The 22718-nt window shown below is 70.0% G+C and carries 22 protein-coding genes and 1 pseudogene; 12 read left to right on the forward strand and 11 right to left on the reverse strand.

Translation table 11 applies throughout. The features are described 5' to 3' along the window. The first annotated feature begins 17 nt into the window (after positions 1 to 17). Entirely contained in the window at positions 18 to 1412 is a 1395-nt protein-coding gene (locus OG984_RS28820) for a hemolysin family protein (RefSeq protein WP_328529514.1), read from the forward strand. Then, the gene (locus OG984_RS28825) at positions 1405 to 1755 is read left to right on the forward strand and encodes a cytidine deaminase (protein ID WP_328529515.1); all 351 of its coding nucleotides are present in this window, start codon (positions 1405 to 1407) and stop codon (positions 1753 to 1755) included. Before OG984_RS28820 ends, OG984_RS28825 begins: the two co-directional genes overlap by 8 nt. Here the strand turns inward: OG984_RS28825 and OG984_RS28830 are convergent. Then, complete coding sequence (locus OG984_RS28830) at positions 1750 to 2991, reverse strand: PucR family transcriptional regulator (RefSeq protein WP_328529516.1); 1242 nt, start codon at positions 2989 to 2991, stop codon at positions 1750 to 1752. The genes OG984_RS28825 and OG984_RS28830 overlap by 6 nt on opposite strands. A gap of 163 nt (positions 2992 to 3154) precedes the next feature. On the opposite strand from OG984_RS28830, the gene OG984_RS28835 reads away from it, so the two are divergent. Next, a complete protein-coding gene (locus OG984_RS28835) occupies positions 3155 to 4012 on the forward strand; it encodes an SGNH/GDSL hydrolase family protein (protein WP_328529517.1) in 858 nt (285 codons plus the stop codon). A gap of 3 nt (positions 4013 to 4015) precedes the next feature. Here the strand turns inward: OG984_RS28835 and OG984_RS28840 are convergent, their stop codons facing one another. Next, on the reverse strand, positions 4016 to 4315 hold the full coding sequence (locus OG984_RS28840; protein ID WP_328529518.1) for a hypothetical protein: 300 nt from the start codon (positions 4313 to 4315) through the stop codon (positions 4016 to 4018). Between the two features lie 121 nt (positions 4316 to 4436). Between OG984_RS28840 and OG984_RS28845 the strand changes: the two genes are divergently transcribed. Next, on the forward strand, positions 4437 to 5813 hold the full coding sequence (locus tag OG984_RS28845; protein WP_328529519.1) for an FAD-binding oxidoreductase: 1377 nt from the start codon (positions 4437 to 4439) through the stop codon (positions 5811 to 5813). Beyond that, positions 5810 to 7114, forward strand: a complete 1305-nt coding sequence (locus OG984_RS28850; protein WP_328529520.1) for a class I SAM-dependent methyltransferase — start codon at positions 5810 to 5812, stop codon at positions 7112 to 7114. Before OG984_RS28845 ends, OG984_RS28850 begins: the two co-directional genes overlap by 4 nt. A 54-nt stretch (positions 7115 to 7168) precedes the next feature. Here OG984_RS28850 and OG984_RS28855 read toward each other — a convergent pair whose 3' ends face one another. Both OG984_RS28855 and OG984_RS28860 read right to left on the reverse strand, forming a co-directional pair. Then, complete coding sequence (locus OG984_RS28855) at positions 7169 to 7510, reverse strand: VOC family protein (protein ID WP_328529521.1); 342 nt, start codon at positions 7508 to 7510, stop codon at positions 7169 to 7171. A gap of 1 nt (position 7511) precedes the next feature. After that, on the reverse strand, positions 7512 to 8048 hold the full coding sequence (locus OG984_RS28860) for a pyridoxamine 5'-phosphate oxidase family protein (protein ID WP_328529522.1): 537 nt from the start codon (positions 8046 to 8048) through the stop codon (positions 7512 to 7514). 114 nt (positions 8049 to 8162) lie between these two features. Here OG984_RS28860 and OG984_RS28865 point away from each other — a divergent pair, with 114 nt between their 5' ends. Further along, a complete protein-coding gene (locus OG984_RS28865; protein ID WP_328529523.1) occupies positions 8163 to 8942 on the forward strand; it encodes a siderophore-interacting protein in 780 nt (259 codons plus the stop codon). After that, the gene (gene era / locus OG984_RS28870; protein ID WP_328529524.1) at positions 8939 to 9865 is read left to right on the forward strand and encodes a GTPase Era; all 927 of its coding nucleotides are present in this window, start codon (positions 8939 to 8941) and stop codon (positions 9863 to 9865) included. Before OG984_RS28865 ends, era begins: the two co-directional genes overlap by 4 nt. A gap of 112 nt (positions 9866 to 9977) precedes the next feature. Here era and OG984_RS28875 read toward each other — a convergent pair whose 3' ends face one another. From OG984_RS28875 to OG984_RS28890, 4 genes are read right to left on the reverse strand one after another with little or no spacing between them, the layout of a single operon-like run. After that, the gene (locus OG984_RS28875; RefSeq protein ID WP_328529525.1) at positions 9978 to 10793 is read right to left on the reverse strand and encodes a septum formation family protein; all 816 of its coding nucleotides are present in this window, start codon (positions 10791 to 10793) and stop codon (positions 9978 to 9980) included. A gap of 2 nt (positions 10794 to 10795) precedes the next feature. Then, positions 10796 to 11629 carry a septum formation family protein gene (locus OG984_RS28880; protein WP_328529526.1) on the reverse strand — a complete coding sequence of 278 codons (834 nt, stop codon included), beginning with the start codon at positions 11627 to 11629 and terminating at the stop codon, positions 10796 to 10798. A gap of 48 nt (positions 11630 to 11677) precedes the next feature. Further along, positions 11678 to 12166, reverse strand: coding sequence for a flavodoxin family protein (locus tag OG984_RS28885; protein WP_328529527.1), 489 nt, complete (start codon positions 12164 to 12166; stop codon positions 11678 to 11680). Next, complete coding sequence (locus OG984_RS28890) at positions 12166 to 12561, reverse strand: pyridoxamine 5'-phosphate oxidase family protein (protein WP_328529528.1); 396 nt, start codon at positions 12559 to 12561, stop codon at positions 12166 to 12168. The genes OG984_RS28885 and OG984_RS28890 overlap by 1 nt, the downstream gene beginning before the upstream one ends. Positions 12562 to 12756: 195 nt before the next feature. Here OG984_RS28890 and leuA point away from each other — a divergent pair, with 195 nt between their 5' ends. Next, a complete protein-coding gene (leuA, locus tag OG984_RS28895) occupies positions 12757 to 14517 on the forward strand; it encodes a 2-isopropylmalate synthase (protein WP_328529529.1) in 1761 nt (586 codons plus the stop codon). On the opposite strand, the gene OG984_RS28900 is transcribed toward leuA, so the two are convergent. Further along, the gene (locus OG984_RS28900) at positions 14498 to 15481 is read right to left on the reverse strand and encodes a DMT family transporter (RefSeq protein ID WP_328529530.1); all 984 of its coding nucleotides are present in this window, start codon (positions 15479 to 15481) and stop codon (positions 14498 to 14500) included. The genes leuA and OG984_RS28900 overlap by 20 nt on opposite strands. Before the next feature lie 68 nt (positions 15482 to 15549). Between OG984_RS28900 and pdxR the strand changes: the two genes are divergently transcribed. Then, positions 15550 to 16926: a MocR-like pyridoxine biosynthesis transcription factor PdxR gene (gene pdxR / locus OG984_RS28905; RefSeq protein WP_328529531.1), complete on the forward strand. Its 1377-nt coding sequence runs from the start codon at positions 15550 to 15552 to the stop codon at positions 16924 to 16926. Positions 16927 to 16943: 17 nt separating this feature from the next. On the opposite strand, the gene OG984_RS28910 is transcribed toward pdxR, so the two are convergent. Then, complete coding sequence (locus OG984_RS28910; RefSeq protein WP_328529532.1) at positions 16944 to 18674, reverse strand: serine/threonine-protein kinase; 1731 nt, start codon at positions 18672 to 18674, stop codon at positions 16944 to 16946. Positions 18675 to 18787: 113 nt separating this feature from the next. Beyond that, positions 18788 to 19588: an ion transporter gene (locus OG984_RS28915; RefSeq protein ID WP_328529533.1), complete on the reverse strand. Its 801-nt coding sequence runs from the start codon at positions 19586 to 19588 to the stop codon at positions 18788 to 18790. A 215-nt stretch (positions 19589 to 19803) separates the two neighbouring features. Between OG984_RS28915 and recO the strand changes: the two genes are divergently transcribed. The 3 genes and pseudogenes from recO to OG984_RS28930 all read left to right on the forward strand — a co-directional run bounded on the left by recO (position 19804) and on the right by OG984_RS28930 (position 22613). Then, on the forward strand, positions 19804 to 20532 hold the full coding sequence (recO, locus tag OG984_RS28920) for a DNA repair protein RecO (protein WP_328529534.1): 729 nt from the start codon (positions 19804 to 19806) through the stop codon (positions 20530 to 20532). A 343-nt stretch (positions 20533 to 20875) separates the two neighbouring features. Continuing rightward, positions 20876 to 21685, forward strand: a pseudogene (locus OG984_RS28925) (YibE/F family protein); the annotation flags it as partial. Positions 21686 to 21824: 139 nt separating this feature from the next. Continuing rightward, positions 21825 to 22613, forward strand: coding sequence for an isoprenyl transferase (locus OG984_RS28930; protein WP_328529535.1), 789 nt, complete (start codon positions 21825 to 21827; stop codon positions 22611 to 22613). Positions 22614 to 22718: the final 105 nt, after the last annotated feature.

A 22718-nucleotide genomic window follows, 5' to 3' on the forward strand; every position in this document is an offset into this window, starting at 1 on the left:
AGCACGAACCAACACCCATGGACGATGCGAGGCTGCTGATCGCAGCCGCAGTTCTGGTCCTGATCGCCGGCCTCTTCTCCGCCGCCGACGCGGCGCTCAGCGCCTTCTCCCGCGCCCGGGCCGCCGAGCTCGTCTCCGAGGGCCGCGCCGGCGCGAAGCGCCTGGTGGCGGTGGTCGGCGACCCCGCCCGCTACCTCAACACGGTGCTGCTGCTGCGGCTGCTGTGCGAGATCGGTGCCACCGTGCTGGCCGCGCTGTGGGCCTACGACCTCTACCAGGGCCGCTGGTGGCCGACGGTGCTCACCACGACCGCGACGATGACCGTGGTCTCCTTCGTCGTCATCGGCGTCGGGCCGCGTACGCTCGGACGCCAGCACCACGAGGGCATCGCGCTGGCGGTCGCCGGCCCGATCGGCGTCATCGCCACCGTCCTCGGCCCGATCCCGAGCCTGCTGATCATGCTCGGTAACGCCCTCACCCCCGGCAAGGGCTTCCGCAAGGGTCCGTTCTCGACGGAGACCGAGCTGCGCGAGCTGGTCGACATCGCCGAGGCCAGCGACCTGATCGAGGCCGACGAGCGCCGGATGATCCACTCGGTCTTCGAGCTCGGCGACACCCGTGCCCGCGAGGTGATGGTGCCCCGCGGCGACATCGTCTTCCTGGAGCGCCGCAAGACCCTGCGCCAGGCGCTGTCGCTCTTCCTGCGCTCGGGCTACTCCCGGATACCGGTGATCGACGAGAGCCTCGACGACATCATCGGGATGGTCTATCTCAAGGACGTCGTCGCCCGGGACTTCGAGGCGCCCGAGGTGGAGACCACGCAGCGGGTCGAGTCGCTGATGCGGCAGCCGACCTGGGTGCCCGACTCCAAGCCGGTCGACGAGCTGCTCGCCGAGATGCAGCAGCACCGGCAGCACATCGCGGTCGTCGTCGACGAGTACGGCGGCACCGCCGGCCTGATCACCATCGAGGACATCCTGGAGGAGATCGTCGGCGAGATCACCGACGAGTACGACATCGAGGACCGCGAGCCCCTCCACCTCGGCGACGGCTCCTGGCGGGTGCCCTCCCGCTTCCTGGTCAGCGACCTCGAGGAGCTCATCGGGTTCCCCGTCGAGGAGGACGACGTCGACTCCGTGCGCGGCCTGATGGCCAAGCATCTCGGGCTCGTGCCGATCCCCGGCACCGAGGTCGAGGCGCACGGACTCCGCTTCGTGGCCGAGGAGGCTGCCGGCCGGCGCAACCGGATCGGTACCGTACGCATCAGCGCCGTCGTCCCGGACGAGCCCGAGGCCGACGACGAGGACGAGCAGCGCGAGAAGACGGACCGCGCGAAGCCGGAGCGGTCCAGGACGGACCGGTCCAAGGCGGACCGGGTGAAGACGGACAGGACGAAAGAGGCCCATGCCTGAGCAGAGTGAGCTGTCGGCGGAGGACCGCAAGCTGGTGACCCTGGCCCGCGCGACGCGTGCCCGCACCGGCGCGGCCGAAGGAGCAGCCGTACGCGACCTCGACGGCCGCACCTACGCCGCCGCCACCGTGGACCTGCCCTCGCTCCAGGTCTCCGCGATCGGCGTGTGCGTGGCGATGGCGGTGGCCTCCGGCTCCAAGGGCCTCGAGGCCGTCGTCGTGCTCGGCGAGGCCGAGGCGCCGGCCGCGAACGACCTGGCGGCCGTGAAGGAGTTCGCCGGTGAGGACGTCCCGGTCCTCCTCGGCGACCCGCGCGGCACGCTGGTCACCTCCGCGCGGTCATAGGCCCGAGCCGGTGCGGCGCGCGGTGAGGGCTGCGTGCAGCAGCGGCAGGTCCTCGGCGCGGGTCGCGTCCAGGCCGGTCAGCTCGGTCACCCGCCGGATCCGGTTGTCGACGGTGTTGGGATGGACGTGCAGCGCCGAGGCGGTCCGGCGGCGGTTGAGCCCGCTCGTCAGGAAGATCTGCAAGGTCTCGCCGAGGTCGTCGTGGCCGTCGAGAGGGTCGAGCAACGTCTCGAGCAGGTCCCGGCCGGCGCCGGCCCGGGACAGCTGGTGCTCGAGCACCACATCGACCAGCCGGTAGAGGCCAGGCGGCTTGCCCAGCCGCAGCGCGACCTCGAGGACCTCGCGCGAGAGACGTGCCGCCTCCGGGACCTCGGACGGTGTCGCGACGGTGACGCCGACGTGGATGTCCGCCCCCGCGACGCGGCGTACGTCGGCCAGGATCCGCTCCAGGCGCACGATGTCCGTCGAGGAGCTCTCGTCGGCGGCCGCCGAGAGCGGGACCAGAGCCTGACCACCGTCGGTGGCCGGGATCCAGAGCACCGTCTCCCGGTAGTGCCTGCTCAGCTCCTCGTGGATGCGCCGCAGCTTCCAGCGAGCGGCCACGAGCGGGTCGATGCCGGGGTCGGACTCGTCGGGATGGGGGCCGGCCGCCAAGGTGGCGACCAGGTAGGAGGCGGGCAGCGTCATCCCGGCACGTCCGGCTGCCTCGTGGATGTCCCCACCCTCCACCAGGGTGTTGACCAGGAGCGTCCGTGAGGCCGCCTGCTCGGCCAGCGCGGTCCTGGTGTGCTGGGCGTACCCGGCCGCCACCGCGACCGCGATGTGCTCGAGGAAGCTCATCGCGGTGCGCAGCACGGCGTGCACCGCCTCTACCTCCTCGGGTCGCGCCCCGGAGAGCGCCGTGTCCGCGCAGACCTGCACTCCGCGGTGGTAGGCGGCGATCACCATCTCGAACGGGACGCCCTCCTCGGCACGGCGTGCGGCCGACTCGGCCAGGTCCGCCAGCGCCGCGTCGTCAGGCCGTCCGCCGGTGTCGAGCGCCGCCACGAAGAGCCGGATGGCACGCACCACGACCCGGCGTACGTCTCCTTGGAGCAGGTCCGTGGGCAGACGGGCATAGACGGGCAGCTCCGCCATGAGCACACGGAGCACCTCGTCGGTCAGCTCGGGGATCCGGGTCGAGAGGATCTGGGTGACCTCGTGGCCACCGATGAGCCAGCTGCTGGGACCTGTCACAAGGTCATCGTGGCAGACGCCCACCGCGCTCGGCCTCCTGGCTGTGATCTGTCACAGACCCCGTCGAGAAACTCTGGCTCCGGTCCCATCTCCGAGAACCGGCATCGTGCCCCAGCATCGTGAGGACGGCTCTTCGGCCGCAACGACGATCTGGGAGGAAGACATGAGACGGTACGTACGGCGTGGTGCGGCCCTGCTGGGAACGGTTGCGGCGACGGTCGCCCTGGCGATCGGGCCGGGCGGAGCGGCGCCGGCCTCGGCGGCCGGTTCGGTGAAGATGGTCGCCCTCGGTGACTCCTCGGCCGCGGGCCCGCTGGTGGGGACCCAGAACAGCCTGGACTGCCTGCGCTCGGCCTCGAACTGGCCGACCGTCGCCGCCCGGGCCCTCGGCGCACAGCTCACCGACGTGACCTGCTCGGGTGCGACGACCGCCGACCTGACCGGGCGGCGGTTCGGCTACATCGCGCCGCAGCTCGACGCGGTCACCGCCGACACCGACATCGTCACGCTGGCGATCGGCGCCAACGACATCAACATGGGCGGCACCGTGGTCGGCTGCACCCAGCCGCTGCCCGAGCCGTTCGGCGTCTCGTGCAAGTCGTGGATGACGGCAGGCGGGGACACCACCGACGCCCAGCTCGCGGCCGTCCAGCCGAAGATCGTCGATGCCGTCAACCGGATCCACACCAGGGCGCCCGGGGCCACCGTCCACCTGGTCGGCTACCTGCGCTACTGGGACGCGACCGGCTGCTATCCGACCGACCCGATCTGGACCGTCGACGCCCAGTGGCTGCAGTCCGTCTTCGACCGGACCAACGCGATGATCCGGCGGGCCGCTGCGGAGAGCGGGGCGACCTACATCGACATCGCCACGCCGAGCACCGGCCGCGGCGTCTGCGCCCCCTACGCGAGCAAGTGGGTCGAGGGCCTCATCCCCACCAGCGCTGCGGCGCCGTACCACCCTAACCAGAGCGGCATGGACGCGGCCGGAGCCGTCGTCGCCGCGGCGATCGGTCGATAGGTCCTAGCGAGCGGCTCGGTGCCCGCCCGTTCCGCCGGCCCCGCCGGACTCGGCGAGGAGCGGGAGGGTGCCGAGCTCGATCGTGACGTGGATCCCGTCCTCGTCACGGTAGGCGGTGAGGCCGTTCATCGTGGCCATGTCGACGCCCTTCTCGCGCATGTGCACCACGATCTGGTCGATCGCCAGCGCGAGCCGTGCCTGGGACACGGACTTGTTGCGCCACTTGACCTGGTTCTCGGTGAAGTAGGGGGTTGCCTTCTCGGCGAGCGTTGCCACAGCGTCACGGTGGGCAGCACTGGACATGGGACCCTCCAGGGTGCGCGAGATGGGGGAGTCGACGGGAGCAGTCGACGCTTGGCGACTGTAAGCGAACTAACCGAGAAATCGAAACCCGAGATCCGAACGCGGGAGTAAAGTGCGTCGAGTGACGGGTGAGACTGGCTGGGAACGACACAACGAAGCCGTCGAGCGGCTGACGACCTCCTACGCAGCGATTCCGGAGGGGGCTCCGGTCAGGCTGTCGAAGCGCACCACCAACCTCTTCCGGGCCCGGGCCGCGTCCAGCGCCCCGGGCCTCGACGTCTCCGGCCTGAGCGGCGTGATCGAGGTCGACGCCGCGGCGGGCACCGCCGACGTACAGGGCATGTGCACCTACGAGGGCCTCGTCGACGCCACCCTGGCGCACGGGATGATCCCCTACGTAGTCCCGCAGCTGCGCACGATCACGCTGGGCGGCGCGGTGACGGGCATGGGCATCGAGTCGACGAGCTTCCGCAACGGGATGCCCCACGAGTCGGTGCTGGAGATGGACATCCTCACCGGCTCGGGGGAGATCGTCACCACCCGTCCCGGTGAGGACCTCTTCGACACCTTCCCCAACTCCTACGGCTCCCTCGGCTACGCCACCCGGCTCAAGATCAAGCTGGAGAAGGTGCCGGGATACGTCGCGCTGCGGCACGTACGTTTCGACGACCTCGGCCTGCTGACGAAGACCATCGCGCAGATCACCGAGACCAGGACGTACGAGGGCGAGCGGGTCGACGGGCTCGACGGTGTCGCCTTCGAGCCGGGGGAGTACTACCTGACCCTCGCGACCTGGACCGAGAGTGCGACGCAGACGCCCAGCGACTACGGCGGCCAGCAGATCTACTACCGGTCGATCCAGCAGCGAGACACCGACCTCCTGACCACCTATGACTACCTGTGGCGCTGGGACACCGACTGGTTCTGGTGCTCGGGCGCCTTCGGCGCGCAGAACAAGTACCTGCGCCGCGTGTGGCCCCGCCGGCTGCGCCGCTCCGACGTCTACATGAAGCTGGTCGGCCTGGACCGGAAGTTCGGCATCGCCGACAAGCTCGACGCGCGCGCCGGACGGCTGCTGCGGGAGCGGGTGATCCAGGACATCGAGGTCCCGGTCGAGAACCTGCCCGCCTTCCTGGAGTGGTTCGACGCCGAGATCGGGATGCGGCCGGTGTGGCTGTGCCCGTTGGTCTCCACGGGGACGAGCACGGGCGGGAAATGGCCGACCTACCCGCTCGAGGCGGGCCGGACGTACGTCAACGTCGGTTTCTGGGGCACGGTCCACGTCGGCCCCAGCGCCGTCAACGCTCCCAAGAACCGGGCGATCGAGACGCAGGTGCACGAGCTCGGCGGGCATAAATCGCTCTACTCCGAGGCGTTCTATGACAAGGATGTCTTCGACGCTCTCTACGACGGGGACAACCTCGCGGCCGTGAAGGCGAGGTATGACCCTGGCAACCGGTTGACCGATCTGTACAGCAAGGCGGTGAAGAGACTGTGAACGACATTGCAGAGACCATCAACGAACTCTTCGACGGTGGGCTGCCGATCAAGCTCACCGCGTACGACGGCAGCGTGGCCGGCGACAGGGACTCCGAGTTCGGCATGGAGATCCTCAACCCACGTGGGCTCGCGTTCCTGCTGACCGCGCCGGGCGACCTCGGCCTGGCCCGCGCCTACGTCAGCGGCGACATGGCCCTCCACGGCATCCATCCGGGCGACCCCTACCCGCTCCTGGACCTGATCCTGGACAAGACCGACTTCAAGCGGCCCAGCCCTCGCGAGACGATCGACCTGGTCCGCGCCCTCGGCGTGACGAACTTCGTCCCGCCGAAGCCGCCACCGCAGGAGCACCTGCCCGCGTGGCGGCAGCGGGCCGAGAACGTACGCCACCTCTCCGGTCGCGCGCTCAGCGCGCTGCCGTGGACGCGGCACTCGCCGGAGCGTGATGCCGACGCGATCCACCACCACTACGACGTCTCCAACACCTTCTACGAGTACGTCCTCGGCCCGTCGATGACCTACACCTGCGCTCTCTATCCGACCGACGACGCCACCCTCGAGGAGGCGCAGGCGGCCAAGTACGACCTGATCTGCCGCAAGCTCGGACTCGAGCCCGGGATGCGGCTGCTCGACATCGGCTGCGGCTGGGGTGGGATGGTGCGCCACGCCGCCAAGCACTACGGGGTGAAGGCGCTCGGCGTCACCCTGTCGCGCGAGCAGGCCAACTGGGCCCAGCAGGCGATCAAGGCCGACGGCCTCGACGACGTCGCCGAGGTGCGCTACTCCGACTACCGCGACGTGGTCGAGGGGGACTTCGACGCGGTCAGCTCCATCGGGCTCACCGAGCACATCGGCGTGGCCAACTACCCGTCCTACTTCGGATTCATCAAGGGCAAGCTGCGCGACGGGGGCCGGCTGCTCAACCACTGCATCACCCGTCCGGACAACGTCTCGAAGGCGAACGCGGGGGCGTTCATCGACCGCTACGTCTTCCCCGACGGCGAGCTGATCGGCTCGGGGACGATCGTCTCCGCGATCGAGAACACCGGCCTCGAGGTGCAGCACCACGAGAACATCCGGGTCCACTACGCCAAGACGCTCACCGCGTGGAACGACAACCTCCGCGACAACTGGGACGCCTGCGTCGACGAGGTCGGCCTCGGCACCGCGAAGGTCTGGGGGATCTACATGGCCGGTTCCCGGATCGGCTTCGAGCGCAACAACATCCAGCTCCACCACGTGCTCGCCACCAAGACCGTCGACGGGGCCTCCGGCTACCCGCTGCGGCACACCTTCTGACGAGCCGAGCGGGCGGGAGCGGTGAGTCGCTCCCGCCGGCTCCGCCGCGGCATCTCAGGCGACCGCGGGGCCGCCGCCGATGCCGATCTCGTTGCCGTCGGGGTCGCGGAAGATGGTCTTGCGCACCCCGTTCTCGTACGTCTCCTCCGACTCCGGGCGCAGCCCGCGGTCGGCGATCGCGGTGAGGCGGGCGTCGAGGTCGTCGACGAAGAGGGTGACGAAGCCGTGGCCGGCGATCTCGGGCTTCTGCTCGACGTAGACGTAGCGGTGCTCGGCCGCCTCGAAGACGGCCTCGACCTCGTTCGGCCGGAACGCGACCTCGTCGAGCAGCTTCTCGTACCAGGGCACGGCGGCAGCGATGCTGGTCACCGGGATGCCCGCGAAGAGGTCGACCATGTCAGAACCTCCACCGGGTCGCGCCGTACGGCTCCACACACTGGACCGCGTGCGCCGAGGTCGCCTCGAGCCGGTGCACGTGCCACGGCGCGGCGCCGGCGCTCTGCGCGTTGAAGGGCGCGGTCAGGGCCTCCCCGGACTCGTCGACCTCGGCCGGCCAGCCCTCGTGGTCGTGGTAGCGCTTCGCCACCCGGGCGAGCTCCTCGCCCAGCACGCGGATGGCGTGGCCCTCGACCACCAGGTCGAACTCGCGCACCGAGAGCGAGATGGCACCGCGCGGGTCGCGAGCCAGGTTGCGGCCGCGCCGCGTCCTCGGTCCGGTGACGAGGTGGAAGGAGCCGTCGAACCAGATCGCGCCGACGGCGTTCACGTGCGGGCCACCGTCGGCGTTGATGGTGCTGACCCAGGTCGTGTAGCGCCCCGGCTCGCCCTCCTGGGACCCGGGACCCTGGTTGAACCCGGCCTCCAGCCGCCTGGTCACCTCCTCCCAGGACATCGGCGCTGCGTCGTACATCTCGGCAAGGTTGTAGGTCTCCATGAGCTGTCTCCTTCGACTGGACAGGACTATTCACCTGCTCCACGAACGAGTCACGCCCTATTCGACAGTGCGCTGATGCGGGCGGGGGCGCCCCGCGCGGATAACCTTGAGGTGATGAGTGTCAAGGCCCAGCAGTACGCCGCGGAGGTGCTGCGGCGCGAGCAGATCACGCCCCACCTCGTACGCCTGGTGCTCGGCGGTCCCGGGTTGGCCGGGTTCGAGTCCACCGGGATCCCGGACGAGTGGGTCGGACTGATCGTGCCGGGACAGTTCCAGTCGCGCTACTACACGGTGCGGTCGTGGCAGGAGGGCGAGCTGACCCTCGACGTCGTCGTCCACGACGTCGGTCTGGTGACCGAGTGGGCCACCCGTCTCGACCCGGTGGGACAGACCGTCACCATCACCGAGCCCAAGGGGTCCTACGCCGCGCCGGAGGCCGCCGAATGGCTGCTGCTGGTCGGCGACCTGACCGCGATGCCGGCGATGGCGCGGATCGCCGAGACCACCACGCTGCCGACGCGGATCTGGGCCGAGGTGCCCGACGACCTGCCCGGCTACCTCCCCGACTCCGCCGAGGTCACCTGGTCGGCGCCGCCCTCGGAGACCTCCTCCGACCTGGCCGCGGCCGTGGAGAAGATCGAGTGGCCGGCCGGCGACGGCTACTTCTGGATGGCGGGTGAGTCGAGCCAGATGCGGGCGATCCGCAAGCATCTGATGCGGGAGCGCAAGCTCGACTCGCACGCCTACGACGTGATGGGCTACTGGCGCGGAGGCGGCGTGAAGCGGCAGCCGCGAGCGGTCGATCCCGGACCGGTGTGGCGCGAGGGCAAGGCCCAGGGGCTCACCGACGAGCAGATCTGGCAGCGATACGACGAGCAACAGGAGCAGCAGTGACCGAGCCAGCTTTCCGGAGCGGCTTCGTGTCGTTCGTCGGACGTCCCAACGCGGGCAAGTCGACCCTGACCAACGCACTGGTCGGCACCAAGGTGGCGATCACCTCCGACAAGCCGCAGACGACCCGCACCGTGGTCAAGGGCATCGTCCACCGCCCCGACGGCCAGCTGATCCTGGTCGACACCCCCGGCATCCACCGGCCGCGTACGCTGCTCGGCGAGCGGCTCAACGACCTGGTCGAGGCGACCTGGACCGAGGTCGACGTGGTCGCGATCTGCTTCCCGTGCAACGAGAAGATCGGCCCCGGTGACCGCCGGATCGCCGAGAACGCCAACAAGCTCAAGAAGGGCATCAAGCGGGTCGCGGTCGCCACCAAGACCGACCTCGCCACCCCCGAGCAGATCGGCGAGCACCTGATGTCGATTCAGGCGCTGGGCCAGGAGCTGGGCATCGAGTGGGCCGAGATCGTGCCGGTCTCCAGCGTCGGCGGCGACCAGGTCGATCTCCTCGCCGAGCTGCTCATCAAGCTGCTCCCCGAGGGACCGCCGCTCTACCCCGACGGCGAGCTCACCGACTCTCCCGAGGAGATCATCGTCGCCGAGCTCATCCGCGAGGCAGCCCTCGAGGGCGTACGCGACGAGCTCCCGCACTCCATCGCCGTCGTCGTCGAGGAGATGCGCCTGCGCGAGGACCGTCCTGAGAACAAGCCGCTGATGGACATCCACGCCTTTCTCTACGTCGAGCGCGACTCCCAGAAGGGCATCGTGATCGGCCACAAGGGCTCCCGGCTCAAGGACGTCGGCCAGCGCGCCCGCCTGCAGATCAAGGAGCTGCTCGGGATGCCGGTCTACCTCGACCTGCACGTCAAGATCGCCAAGGACTGGCAGCGCGACCCGCGTCAGCTGCGCAAGCTGGGGTTCTAGCTCCCAGGGGCCTCACCTGTCACAGCGCTCAGGTGTTTCCTGCACTTCTCGGGTGTTGCAATGCCTGAGAAGTGCAGGAATACCCGGTTGACCGGGTATCCCAACGGCCTGATCAGCTAGGCGCCCAACAGATCCCGTACGACTGCCCGCCCTGCCACTGCTCGGCGCTGGGGAACTCCCAGGACCACTCGTACTTGAGCGGGTCGTCGGCGACCTCGGCGGCAGCGGCCTTGCAGTCCTCGGCGCCGGCGCTGTTGACCTTCGACTCGCCGGGGTACTTGCCGGAGCCGAGGTCGATGACCGACAGCGCGCGCCAGGTGTGCTTGAGGGAGCACGGGACGCGCTTGAAGGAGTCGGACTTCGGCGAGGCGGTGCCGCACATCCGGAACGGCTCGGCGGTGTCGGAGTCGCCCAGGACGCCCTTCATGTTGCCCTTGAGCGTCATCAGGGCCTTCGGGCCGGCGATGCCGATGACGTCGCAGCGGAACCAGTTGGCGCCCGCCTCGGACTCCTTGATCGTCGGCGTGAACCAGACCGGGCGCAGCATCGAGAGACGCAGGTCGTCGGCGTTGCCACCGAGGTACTTGGTGACCTTGTTGGGGCACGCCTCCGCGACCTGGGCCGCGACCTGCTCCGAGTCCACCGCGACCAGGTGGCCGTCGACGACGTTCTTCAGCCGGCCCACGGCGTAGGTCTGGGTGGTGTGCTTGCCCTTGCAGGACACCGCGGTGCCACCGGCGGTCGGGGCCAGCGCCTCCTCGTAGCTGAGATTGTAGCAGGCGCCCTCCTTGGGGGACGGCGCAGCAGATGCGGACGGGGACGGCGGGGCCGAGGGTGCCGATGGCGCGGCCTCCGGCTCGTCTCCGCCACATCCGGCCAGAGCCATGGCTCCGACGACGACGAGAGCCCCCCAAAGCTTGTGTCGCATGCTCACTCCTCTGTCACCGCCCAGCAGACGGCCCAGCGGTTGCCGGCCTTCCACTCCTTCTCTCCGAACCATGTGTACCCGTAGTCGAAGCTTTCCGGGTAACCCAACCAGGCCTGGACCGAGCCCTTGCAGTACTGCGCGGCCTTCTTCTTGGACTCCGCCACACCCAGGAACGGGGTCTTGTCCTCGCCCAGCTTGATGGTCGTCACCGCTCGCATCTGGTGCGGGTCGGAGCAGGGCACCTTCGCGGAGGTGACCGACTTACCCTGCGCGCACACCATCCAACGGTCCTCGATGTCCTCGATGTTCTTGACCTTGAGGAGGTTGCGAGTGGTGGTCGGCAGGTCGACGTACTCGGCGCCCTGCTGTCCGCCGCCGACCACGTCGCAGCGGATCCAGCGCGCGCCCTCCTCCCAGGCCTTCTCCGAGGGGCCGAAGTAGACGTGGGAGAGCATCGAGCGCATCAGCACGCTCTGGTTGGTGCCGACGTACTTCTCCAGCAGCTTGCGGCACTGGCTGAAGGCCCACTCGTTGACCTTCTCGTCACCGTACTCGGCGTCCTTGAACTCGTCCGGGAGCGGTCCGGCGCCGAAGGTCTCGGCGTTGTGCGGCTCGTCGCAGGCCACGTACTTGTCGAAGTTGTAGGCCTCGGCGACGTCCTCGTGGGAGAGGTTGCGGCACTTGCCGACCTCGGGCAGCGCCGTCGAGTCCACCTGCTTCGGGTCCTCGCCCTTGGCGGCCGCTCGATCCCCGCCGCACCCGCTGAGCGCGAGGGCGGCGAGCACCACGATGACGAAGGACAAGGAGGTCGTACGTCTGGGGGTATGGCCGATCACGGGGATCGACTCTACTTGCGAACCCATGAGCGGGCCGAAAGGAGAGATTCAGTCCAGGACGGCGGCCAGCGTCGCTCCGAGCTCGTACGCCGCCTCGACATGCGCGTCCTCGACGTCTCCCAGGACGTCGAGGATGTCGAAGGACTGGGCCCAGCCGAGCGCGCCGACGATGGACTGCACCGAGCGGATCGCGCCGGTGGTGTCGTAGCGGCCGTGGACGTAGAGGCCGTAGGGCCGCTTCGCGGTCTCTCCGGCGGACTCCCCGGCTGCACCGGAGGGATCGAGCGCGCCACCGACGGCCAGGAAGGTCGAGTCGAAGAAGTGCTTGAGGGCACCCGACATGTAGCCGAAGTTGGCGCTCGTGCCGAGCACGTAGCCGTCGGCGGCCAGGACGTCCTCGGCCGTCGCCTCCAGCGCAGGACGTACGACGACCTCGACGCCCTCGATCTCGGGATCGTTGGCGCCGGAGACCACCGCGTCGGTGAGCCGCTGCAGCGACCGGGTGGGGGAGTGGTGGACGACGAGCAGGCGCGGCATCAGCCGGCAGCCAGACGGCGGCCGGTGACCTCCTTGGGGTGCAGCCGCACCCACAACGGACGAGGTCCGGCGGGCCAGGCGTGGAGGTTCTTGACGACGTCGGGGATCTGGTCCTCGCGGTAGAGGATCTCCGCGCGGCCCTTGAACTGCACCGACCAGCCCACGTGGGTGTCCGGGTCGAGGTCGTCGACCAGCAGGGCGACCGCACTCTCGTCGACCTGCTCGGCCATCGAGGAGTGGGCCGAGGTGCGGATCCAGACCGACTTCTCGTGCACCACGTGGTTCACGGGCAGCACCACCGGGCCGCGTGGCCCGTTCCAGCCGATCCGGGAGATCTGGGTGTCCGTCGCGAGCCGCCAGGACTCCTCGACCGTGAGCTCTTCCAGTTGGGCCACGCCCGTTCCTCTCTTCGCCATCACGTCGGTGTCAGTGGTTCGGTGCCAGTCTGCCAGTTCTGTTCTGTTATTGTTACCGAGTCATGATGCGCAGCCTCCTCCTTAGCTGCCGCAGCGGGGTCTGAGAAGCCGGACTCCCTCGCTGCGGAGGTTCGACGTGCGCCGGCACTCGCTCCCACCTGATGAGGAATCCGCATGACCAACCTGAGCAACTCCCGCAATCAGCAGAAGCCGTCGGGGATGCCGTTCGAGCGCTACCGTGCGTTCGTGCCGGTCGACGTACCCGACCGCACCTGGCCGGCCAAGAAGATCACCAAGGCTCCGCGCTGGCTCTCCACCGACCTGCGTGACGGCAACCAGGCCCTGATCGACCCGATGACGCCGGCCCGCAAGCTGCGGATGTTCGAGCTGCTGGTCGCGATGGGCTACAAGGAGATCGAGGTCGGCTTCCCGAGCGCGAGCCAGACCGACTTCGACTTCGTGCGCAAGCTGATCGAGGAGGACCGGATCCCCGATGACGTACAGATCTCGGTCCTGACCCAGGCGCGCGAGGATCTCATCGCGCGCACCGCCGAGTCGATCGCCGGCGCCCCGCGCGCCACGATCCACCTCTACAACGCCACCGCCGAGCTGTTCCGCCGGGTCGTGTTCAACGTGACCCCGGCCGAGTGCATCGGGATCGCGGTGCGCGGCACCGAGATGGTGATGAAGTACGCCGAGGAGCACGTCCCCGAGCTGATCGGCACCGAGGACTTCGGCTACCAGTACAGCCCGGAGATCTTCACCCAGACCGACACCGACTACGCGCTGGAGGTCTGCGAGCGGGTGAGCGACGTGTGGCAGCCGGAGGCCGGCCGGGAGATCATCCTCAACCTGCCCGCCACGGTGGAGATGTCCACCCCGAACACCTACGCCGACCAGATCGAGTACTTCGGCCGCGGCCTGACCCGCCGCGAGCACTCCGCCATCTCGCTGCACCCGCACAACGACCGCGGCACCGCGGTCGCGGCCACCGAGCTGGGCCTGATGGCCGGCGCCGACCGCGTCGAGGGCTGCCTGTTCGGGCACGGCGAGCGCACCGGCAACGTCGACCTGGTCACCCTGGGCATGAACCTCTTCTCCCAGGGCATCGACCCGCAGATCGACTTCACCGTCGGCGGCGGCATCGACGAGATCCGCCGCACCGTCGAGTACGTCACCAACATCAACGTCCACCCGCGCCACCCCTACGCCGGCGACCTGGTCTACACCGCCTTCTCCGGCTCCCACCAGGACGCCATCAAGAAGGGCCTGGAGGACCTCGACCGGATCGCCGCCGAGGCCGGCAAGGCGACCAGCGAGATCCCGTGGGAGGCGCCCTACCTGCCCATCGACCCCAAGGACGTCGGCCGCACCTACGAGGCCGTCATCCGGGTCAACAGCCAGTCCGGCAAGGGCGGCGTCGCCTACCTGCTCAAGACCGAGCACTCCCTGGACCTGCCGCGTCGCGCGCAGATCGAGTTCTCGCGCGTGGTCCAGCAGCACACCGACACCGAGGGCGGCGAGGTCAGCCCCGAGGAGATCTGGTCGATCTTCTCGGCGGAGTACCTCGAGCGCGAGGAGCCGTACGCCCTGGAGAGCTGGTCCTCGGTGACCGACGCCGAGGGCGGCGACGAGCAGCAGGTCACCCTCCGCGTACGCGGCGAGGAGCGCACCTACAAGGGTGTCGGCAACGGCCCGGTGGCCGCCTTCGTCGACGCGCTCAAGGAGGCCGGGGCCGAGATCCGGGTCCTCGACTACGCCGAGCACGCTCTCTCAGCCGGTGGCGACGCGGCCGCGGCTGCGTACGTCGAGTGTGAGATCGCCGGCGAGATCGTGTGGGGCATCGGCATCCACGAGAACATCGTCACCGCCTCCCTGCGGGCCGTCGTCTGTGCGGCCAACCGCGCCCAGGCGATCACGATCCCGCAGCGCTGACGCCGGGCGCCGCTGCGGGGTCACCCGCAGCGGCGCCGCCGCGCAGGCCGATCACCAGGCCCAGCGCGACGACGGCCGTGCCCAGCCAGACCATCGGACCGGGCACGATCCCGTTGAGAGGTACGCCGAGGCCGGCCGCCGCCACCGGCACGACACCGGTCAGCAGGCCGGCGCGCCCGGCACCGAGGCGTCCGACCGCGGTGAACCAGAGCAGGAACGCGAGCGTGGTGACGACCACGGCCAGATGGAGCGCCGCGAGCAGGTCGACGGCGTCGAGCGTGGTGACGGCGGCCGGCCCCTCCGTCGCGACCCCGACGACGGCCATGCCGGCGGCCGCCATCCACACCGAGTGGAACGAGACGCCGAAGGCGCCCAGCCGCGCGAGGACCGGCACCGCCAGCAGCGTGAAGCCCGCCTCGCAGACGAGCACGAGGAGCGCGTAGCCGATGCCGACCGCATCGGTCCGTCCGAATCCCTGGACCAGGATCGCTCCCGTCGTCACGATCATCGCCCCGATGATCACCGCCCGCGCCGGGACGGTGCGGGCGGCGATCGCCGGGACGACCGCCAGCAGCATCGGGACCGCGGCGACGGCCACCCCGATCACCGCCGGTTCGGCATGGGCGACGCCCCGGACGACCCCGACGTTGAAGAGCACCAGCCCCACGGTCGCCACCCCGGCCAGCCAGAGCCACTCGCGGCCACGTGGACGCGGCACCCGCCAGCCGGTGACGCGCGCGACCACGAGCAGGAGCACGGCGGCGAGGGCGTAGCGGACGGACTGGAGGGTGAAGAGCGGGGCATCGGTGATCGCCGCCGAGACCGCGACGCTGCTGCCCACGCAGACCATGCCGGCCGCGGCGAACGCGATGCCGAGCAGGGCACCGCGGTGGGGTGATGCTCCGCCGGGGTCGGTGGCGGGGATGTCGGGGGTCTCAGGACGCGGGAGGGCATCGGTGGTCATGACTACGAGGTTCGCCCCTGACTTGGTCTGGCAGACAGATCCAAGATCGACATGGCAGAGTGGACCAAGTGACCGGCGCGGACTTCCTCCAGCTCGATCCGGCCGGGGTGCCGCCGGGTGGGCTGGCGGCCTGGCTCACCGGCGCCCTGCGCGACGCGGTGGCCGACGGCCGGCTCGCGGTCGGCGCCCGGGTTCCGGCATCGCGCACCCTCGCCACGCAGCTCGGCGTCTCGCGCGGGGTCGTCGTCGAGGCGTACCAGCGGCTCACCGACGAGGGACTGCTCTCGGCCCGCAGCGGCGGCGGCACGCGGGTGAGCGCGGTCCCGGGAGCCGTACGCCGCCTCGGTGCCGCCACGCGCCTGCCGACGCCCGAGCTGGACCTCTCCCCGGGAGTTCCGGACCTGTCCGCCTTCCCACGGGCCGCCTGGGCGAAGGCTTCGCGGGAGGTGCTCGCCGAGGTCGGCAGCGCCGAGCTCGGCTATGGCGATCCGCGCGGCGTGCCGGCGCTCCGGGAGGCGCTCGCGGTCTGGCTGGGGCGTACGCGTGGCATCACCGTCTCGCCCGACGAGATCCTGGTGGTCAACGGTGTCGCCCAGGGTCTCGTGCTGATGGCGCGCTGGCTGGAGGAGCGCGGCCGGACCAGGATCGGCTTCGAGGAGCCGGGGTCCTACGGCGGCCGGGTGCACCTGCAGCGGTGGGGGATGACGACGGTGCCGGTGCCGGTGGACGACGACGGCCTGGACGTGGCGGCGCTCGACGCCGGCGAAGCCGATGCTGTGGTCGTCACGCCCGCCCACCAGTTCCCGACCGGTGTCGTGCTCTCCCCGCAGCGGCGGCGGGAGCTGGTCGAATGGGTCCGGGCGGCGCCGGAGCGGCTGGTGATCGAGGACGACTACGACGCGGAGCACCGCTACGACCGGCCGCCGGTCTCGGCGGTGAAGGTGCTCGCTCCCGACCGGGTCGTCCATCTCGGCAGCGTGTCCAAGACGCTGGCGCCGGCGATGCGGATCGGCTGGCTGATCGCGCCACCCGGCATGCACGAGGAGCTGGTCGAGTCCCGCTACTGGCTCGACCTGGCCAGCCCGGCGCTGCCCCAGATCACCTTGGCGCGGATGCTCACCTCGGGTGCCTTCGAGCGGCACCTGAGGCTGGTGCGGCAGCGACACAAGGTCAGGCGCGACGCCCTGCTCGAGGCGCTCGCCGAGCATCTGCCGACGGTTCGGGTCGGGGGCGTCGCGGCCGGGCTGCACGTACTGGCGACCCTTCCCGACGGTGTCGACGACGCGGCGGTCGCCGAGGCCGCGCTCACGGCCGGTATCGCGGTCCATCCGCTGTCCCGGCACCGTCAGGGGGAGGGGTCGCCGGGACTGGTGATCGGCTATGCGGCGACGACCCCAGACCGCCTCCGGGAGGCCGTCCGGCGGCTCGCGCCACTGATCTCCTGACGGTCTCCCAGGGATCTCTAGGAGCCGACGTCGTACTTCGCGCAGAGGCCGATCCGGCTGCCGGAGTTCCAGGCCGACTCGAACGGCGGCCTGAACATGGTCGCGTCCGACGGGCAGCCCGCCAGACCCTGGACGTTGGTCTCGGCCTGGTCGGGGTAGCTGTCGCCGGTCATCTCGAAGGTGTCGACGACGACGTAGTCGTGGGTGGTCCCGCAGCGGACGATCTTGTCGACGGTGCTGTCGATGCATGCGCGCAGGTCCGCCGGGGCCGGGATCGGGTCCTCGGGCAGGTCGATCAGCGGGGCCTTCAGGACCGTCACGACGATGTCGCACCTGACGTAGCGGTCGCCGTCGTTCCAGGTCGACTCCTTGGGCCAGTACCAGTTCACCAGGTAGGCCGTGCGGGCCATCATCTCGGGGCGAAGCCCGAGACCGGTCTCGATGCGGCTGTAGCAGGCGGCGCCGGCGGCCTCGTTGTCGTTGTAGTCCTTGACGTCGGTGGCGACGTGGAAGGTGTAGAGGGTGTGCGGGTCGGCGCAGTCGACCGGAGCGGTCTCGTCCACGAAGGTGTTGCCCTCGTCGAAGTCCAGGTCACGGCACTGGCCGGCCTCGGGGATGTCGCTGCCGCCGGTGCTCACGAGATAGATGAGGCCGCCGATCAGGCCGATGACCACGACCGCGGCGATCGCGCCGCCGACGAGCAGGCCGGTACGTCTCTTCGGCCGCTGCTGGGACCCGGGGCTCGTCGGAACGGTGGTCGGCTGGTCGAACGGTGATCCGGTGGGTGGCCCGCTGGGCGGCCCGCTGGGTGGCGGACCGCTGGGCGGGCCGACGGGCGGCACGTGAGCCGCCGACTTCTGCCACGGAGAGCTGGGCGGCGGAGGCTGAGCTGCGGCACGAGCCCGCGGCGCGCCGGTGACACCAGCGCCCTGGGCGGCGGCGCGAAGGGCGTCGCCGAAGGAGCGGGCATCGGGCCAGCGGTCCTCGGCCCGCGGCTCCAGCGCCCGGGCGATGGCCTGGCTGATCGAGGCCGGGAGGGGACGTACGGTTCCCGCCTCCGGCACCCGGGAGGTGAGACCGAGCGCGGGCGCGGGGGAGCGGCCGGCGAGCAGGGCCCAGGCGACCGCGCCGAGGGCGCGTACGTCGGCCCGGTGGTCGATCGGCAGGTCGGGGTCGAGCTGCTCGGGCGCCATGTAGGACGGGGTGCCGATGTCGCGGGTGACCTCGTTGAGCGAGTCGAGCGAGCGGGCGACGCCGAGGTCGGCGATCATCACCCGGCGAGCCCCGGCGGTGCCGCCGGAGGTCTCGGAGGTGAGCAGGAGGTTGGCGGGCTTGATGTCGCGGTGGATCACCCCGCGAGCCTTCAGGGCCATCAGGCCGTCGGCGGCCTGCGAGACGATGTCGGCGACCTCGCGCACCTCCAGACCGGCCGGAGAGCCCTTGAGCAGGTCGGCGACCGAGCCGCCGTCGGCGTACGACATCACGAAGAAGGGGATGCCGGTCGACGTCTGGCCGATGTCGTAGACACGTACGACATGGGGTGAGTCGACCGAGCGGAGCAGCCGGGCCTCCTGGAGGAACCGCTGGTGGATCTCCGGGTCCGACACCCAGCCGGGGGAGAGCGCCTTGACCGCGACGTGGGAGTCGAGATCGGGGTCGTAGTAGAGCCAGACGGAGGCGAACGCACCGGCGCCGATGTGGCGGACCTGCTGCAGCCGCCCGAGATGCGTCGGGAAGGTCGCGCTCATCGCTCCCGTCCCCGAGAGCCGTGCCGGTCAGTCATGCCCGAATCATGCCCTGAAACCGCGGGGAGGGCCTGCGGTGACACCTATTTCGGGTCGTTTCGCAAAGAAAACGAGACCTACTTCCCGAACCGCTCCTGGTCGCGCTTCACCGCGGCGTACTCGTCCGAGCCGATGTTCTCCCGCAGCTCCTTGGCGGACTCCCGGATCGCGTCGGAGATGATCTCGTGGACCCGTGGGTCGGCCAGGCCCTCGTCGACCAGGCGCAGCACCGTGTCGGCCACGAGACGGACGACGTCGTCGTGGAAGGGGAGGTACCTCAGCTTTCCGGTCGCCTGGTCCTGGCGGATCAGGTCGATGATGAGCGTGTCGATCTCAGCCCGGTTCTCCTCGATCGCGCTGGAGATGTGCCGGGTGTAGTTGCCGGTCTGGATCACCGCGATCACCTCGTCGAGCACCGCGACCGTGATCGGCTTGCGGATCGCGTTGACGATCGCCCCGGAGAACCTCCCCACCACGTACGCCGAGACGCGGTCGCCGAAGGCACGGTCGGCCGCACGCATCAGCCGCAGGAAGATGACGACCACCCGCAGCAGCCGGAAGGCGCGGAAGGCCGGGTCCGAGAGCGGGATCATGCCGAGGATCTCGTACCAGTAGAGCGCCAGGAACTTCCAGCCGAGACCGGACCTGGCCCAGCGGACGCAGAACTCGACGAAGAAGATCCCGCAGATCACGTAGTCGGCGACGATCACCCGGCGTTCCCAGACCTGCGGTACGTCCCAGAAGGTGATCCACACCAGCAGGGCGACCGAGACGATCGCGAGCGCCAGCATCAGCCAGTCGACCACCGTGACCGGCGGCGTCCGCAAGGCACCCGGCTGGCGGTCGTCGTGGCGGCGGTCGATGCCTGTGGTGCTCATGGTGGGCACGATAGGAGACGTGTCCACCGGAGCCGGTCAGCCACACGCGTCGTTGACATGATGTGGGTCTGTCGCTGCCACGGTTGTCGGTGCGGCGCGGCAGAATGGTGCCGTGCCCCTCTACCGCGACGAGGCCATCGTGCTTCGCACCCACAAGCTGGGTCATGTGGGTCGTTCGGGTCATCACCATCTGTATCTGTGCATGGAGGTGAGTAATGCCGCTCTACCGAGACGAAGCGATCGTGCTTCGCACTCACAAGCTCGGTGAGGCCGATCGGATCATCACCATGCTCACCCGCCATCACGGACGGGTGCGCGCGGTGGCGAAGGGCGTGCGGCGCACCACCTCGCGGTGGGGTTCGCGGCTGGAGCCGTTCACCCACGTCGATCTGCAGTTCGCCGAGGGACGCAACCTCGACACGATCACCCAGGCCGAGACGCTGACCCTGTTCCACGCCGGCATCGGGCTCGACTACGACCGCTACACCGCCGGCACCGCGATGCTCGAGACCGCCGACCGGCTGGTGCACGAGGAGCGCGAGCCGGCGCCGCAGCAGTACCTGCTGCTCGTCGGTGGGTTGCGGGTGCTCGCCCAGGGCGACCGGCTGCCCCGGCACGTGCTCGACTCCTACCTGCTCCGCTCCCTGGCCGTGGCCGGCTACGCGCCGAGCTTCGAGGCGTGCGCGCGCTGCGGGCTGGAGGGTCCGCACCGGTGGTTCAACGTCTCCATGGGTGGCGCGCTGTGCACGACCTGCCGGGTGCCGGGCTCGGCGACGCCCTCGCCGGAGACGCTCACCCACCTCGGCGCGCTGCTCTCAGGTGACTGGGATACCGTCGGCCGCGCCGAGGACCGGACCAGCAGGCAGGCGAGCGGGCTGGTCGCTGCGTACCTCTCCTGGCATCTGGACCGCAACCTGCGCTCGCTCGAATACGTCGAGAGCTGAGGAAACGATGGCCCACTCCCACGGCCACTCCCACGGCGGGCACGCCGCCGAGGTGGAGGTCGAGGCGCTGCCGCGGATGGTGCTGACCGTCTCGCTGGTGCTCGTCGCCGTGGTCACCGTCGTCGGTGTGGCCGTCTGGTGGCCCGACCGGGCCGCGGTCGAGAAGCTCCAGGGATCGCAGGAGTTCGTCGCCGACGGTGTCGTCTTCGAGACGGCCGAGGTGACCGCGGTCGCCGAGCCGTGCACCGCCGAAGGCACGCCCGAGGGCTGCAACAAGGCCTCGGTGAAGCTGACCAGTGGACCCGACACCGGCGCCGAGGTGGCGGTCGAGATATCGACGCCGATGGCCCGCTCCGGGCTGGAGACCGGTGACGAGGTGGAGCTCTCGCGCACGGAGAAGGAGGGGGAGGCGACGTACGCCTTCTTCGACGTCAAGCGCGGACCGCCGCTGCTCCTCCTCGTCGGTCTCTTCGTCGTGTGCGTCATCGCCGTCGCCCGGCTGCGCGGGCTGATGGCCGTGCTCGGCCTGGGCTTCGCGGGCGCGGTGGTGTGGCTGTTCCTGCTGCCGGCGCTGCTCTCCGGCGAGCCCGCGGCCTGGGTCGCGCTGGTCTCCTCGGTGCTGATCCTCTACGTCGTGCTCTACACCACCCACGGCCTCTCGGTGCGTACGTCGGTGGCGCTCGCCGGCACACTGGCCGGGGTCGCGGTGACCGCGCTGATCGGCACCGTCGCGATCGGCGGGAGCCGGCTGAGCGGTCTGGGCTCGGAGAGCGGTCAGACGCTCTCCTCGCTCGACGCCGCGCTCGACCTGCAGAGTCTCCTGGTCGCCGCGGTGATCATCGCCGGCCTGGGTGCGCTCAACGACGTCACCATCACCCAGGCGTCCGCGGTGTGGGAGCTGCGCGCCGCGGGGCCGACGACCTCGAGGTGGGACATCTTCCGCGGCGCGATGCGGATCGGCCGCGACCACGTCGCCTCGACGATCTACACGATCGTGTTCGCCTACGTCGGCACCGCGCTGACCCTGCTGCTGGTGATCCAGCTCTACGACCGCACGTTCCTCTCGCTGCTCACCACCGAGCAGATGGCCGGTGAGATCGTCTCCACGATGGCCGCGGGCATCGGGGTGGTGCTCGCCATGCCGATCACCACGATCATCGGCGCGCTGACGGTCCCCGGCCCCGCCGGGGACCCTGCGGAGATGGAGTACGACGCGCCCCGGCGCCCGATGGTCCCGCCCAGGCCGCCCCAGCCCGGGCCGCAGCCGCCTCCTGGGTATCGCCCGACTAGGGTTGCACCTCGTGAGCAAGCCGGTCCGTACCCCAACACCCCACCCGTCCGGGGCTACCCCGCCCCCGGTCCCCAAGGACCTCGTCCCGGAGCACGTGGCGATCATCATGGACGGCAACGGCCGATGGGCCAAGGAGCGTGGCCTCCCCCGGACCAGGGGCCACGAAGAGGGTGAGTCCTCGCTCTTCGACGTCGTCGAGGGGGCCATCGAGATCGGCGTGAAGGCCATCTCGGCCTACGCGTTCTCCACCGAGAACTGGTCGCGCTCGCCCGACGAGGTGAAGTTCCTGATGGGCTTCAACCGCGACGTCATCCGCCGCCGACGCGACGAGATGAACGAGCTCGGGGTCCGGGTCCGCTGGGCCGGCCGCGCCCCGCGGCTGTGGAAGTCCGTCATCAACGAGCTCAAGATCGCCGAGGAGATGACGCGCCACAACACGGTGTGCACCCTGACGATGTGCGTCAACTACGGCGGCCGCGCCGAGCTCACCGACGCGATGCGCCGGATGGGGGAGGACGTCGCCGCCGGCCGCCTGCGCGCGGACAAGATCACCGAGAAGACGATCGAGAAGTACCTCTACGTCCCCGAGCTCCCCGACGCCGACCTCATCTGGCGCACCTCCGGCGAGCAGCGGCTGTCCAACTACATGCTCTGGCAGGCCGCCTACTCCGAGTTCGTCTTCACCGACGTGCTCTGGCCCGACGTCGACCGCCGCCACCTGTGGCATGCCATCGAGACGTACGCCTCCCGGGACCGCCGCTACGGCGGCGCCCTCCCCAATCCCGTCTAGCCGAGACGGTAGAAGAGGGGGCCGAATCGGTAGTTGTGGGTGACGAAAGTGCCGAATCGTTCGTCACAACTACCGACTCGGCGACCAGAACTACAGACTCGCGGG

Origin of the sequence: Nocardioides sp. NBC_00368 (assembly GCF_036090055.1) — a bacterium.
Classification (GTDB): domain Bacteria; phylum Actinomycetota; class Actinomycetes; order Propionibacteriales; family Nocardioidaceae; genus Nocardioides.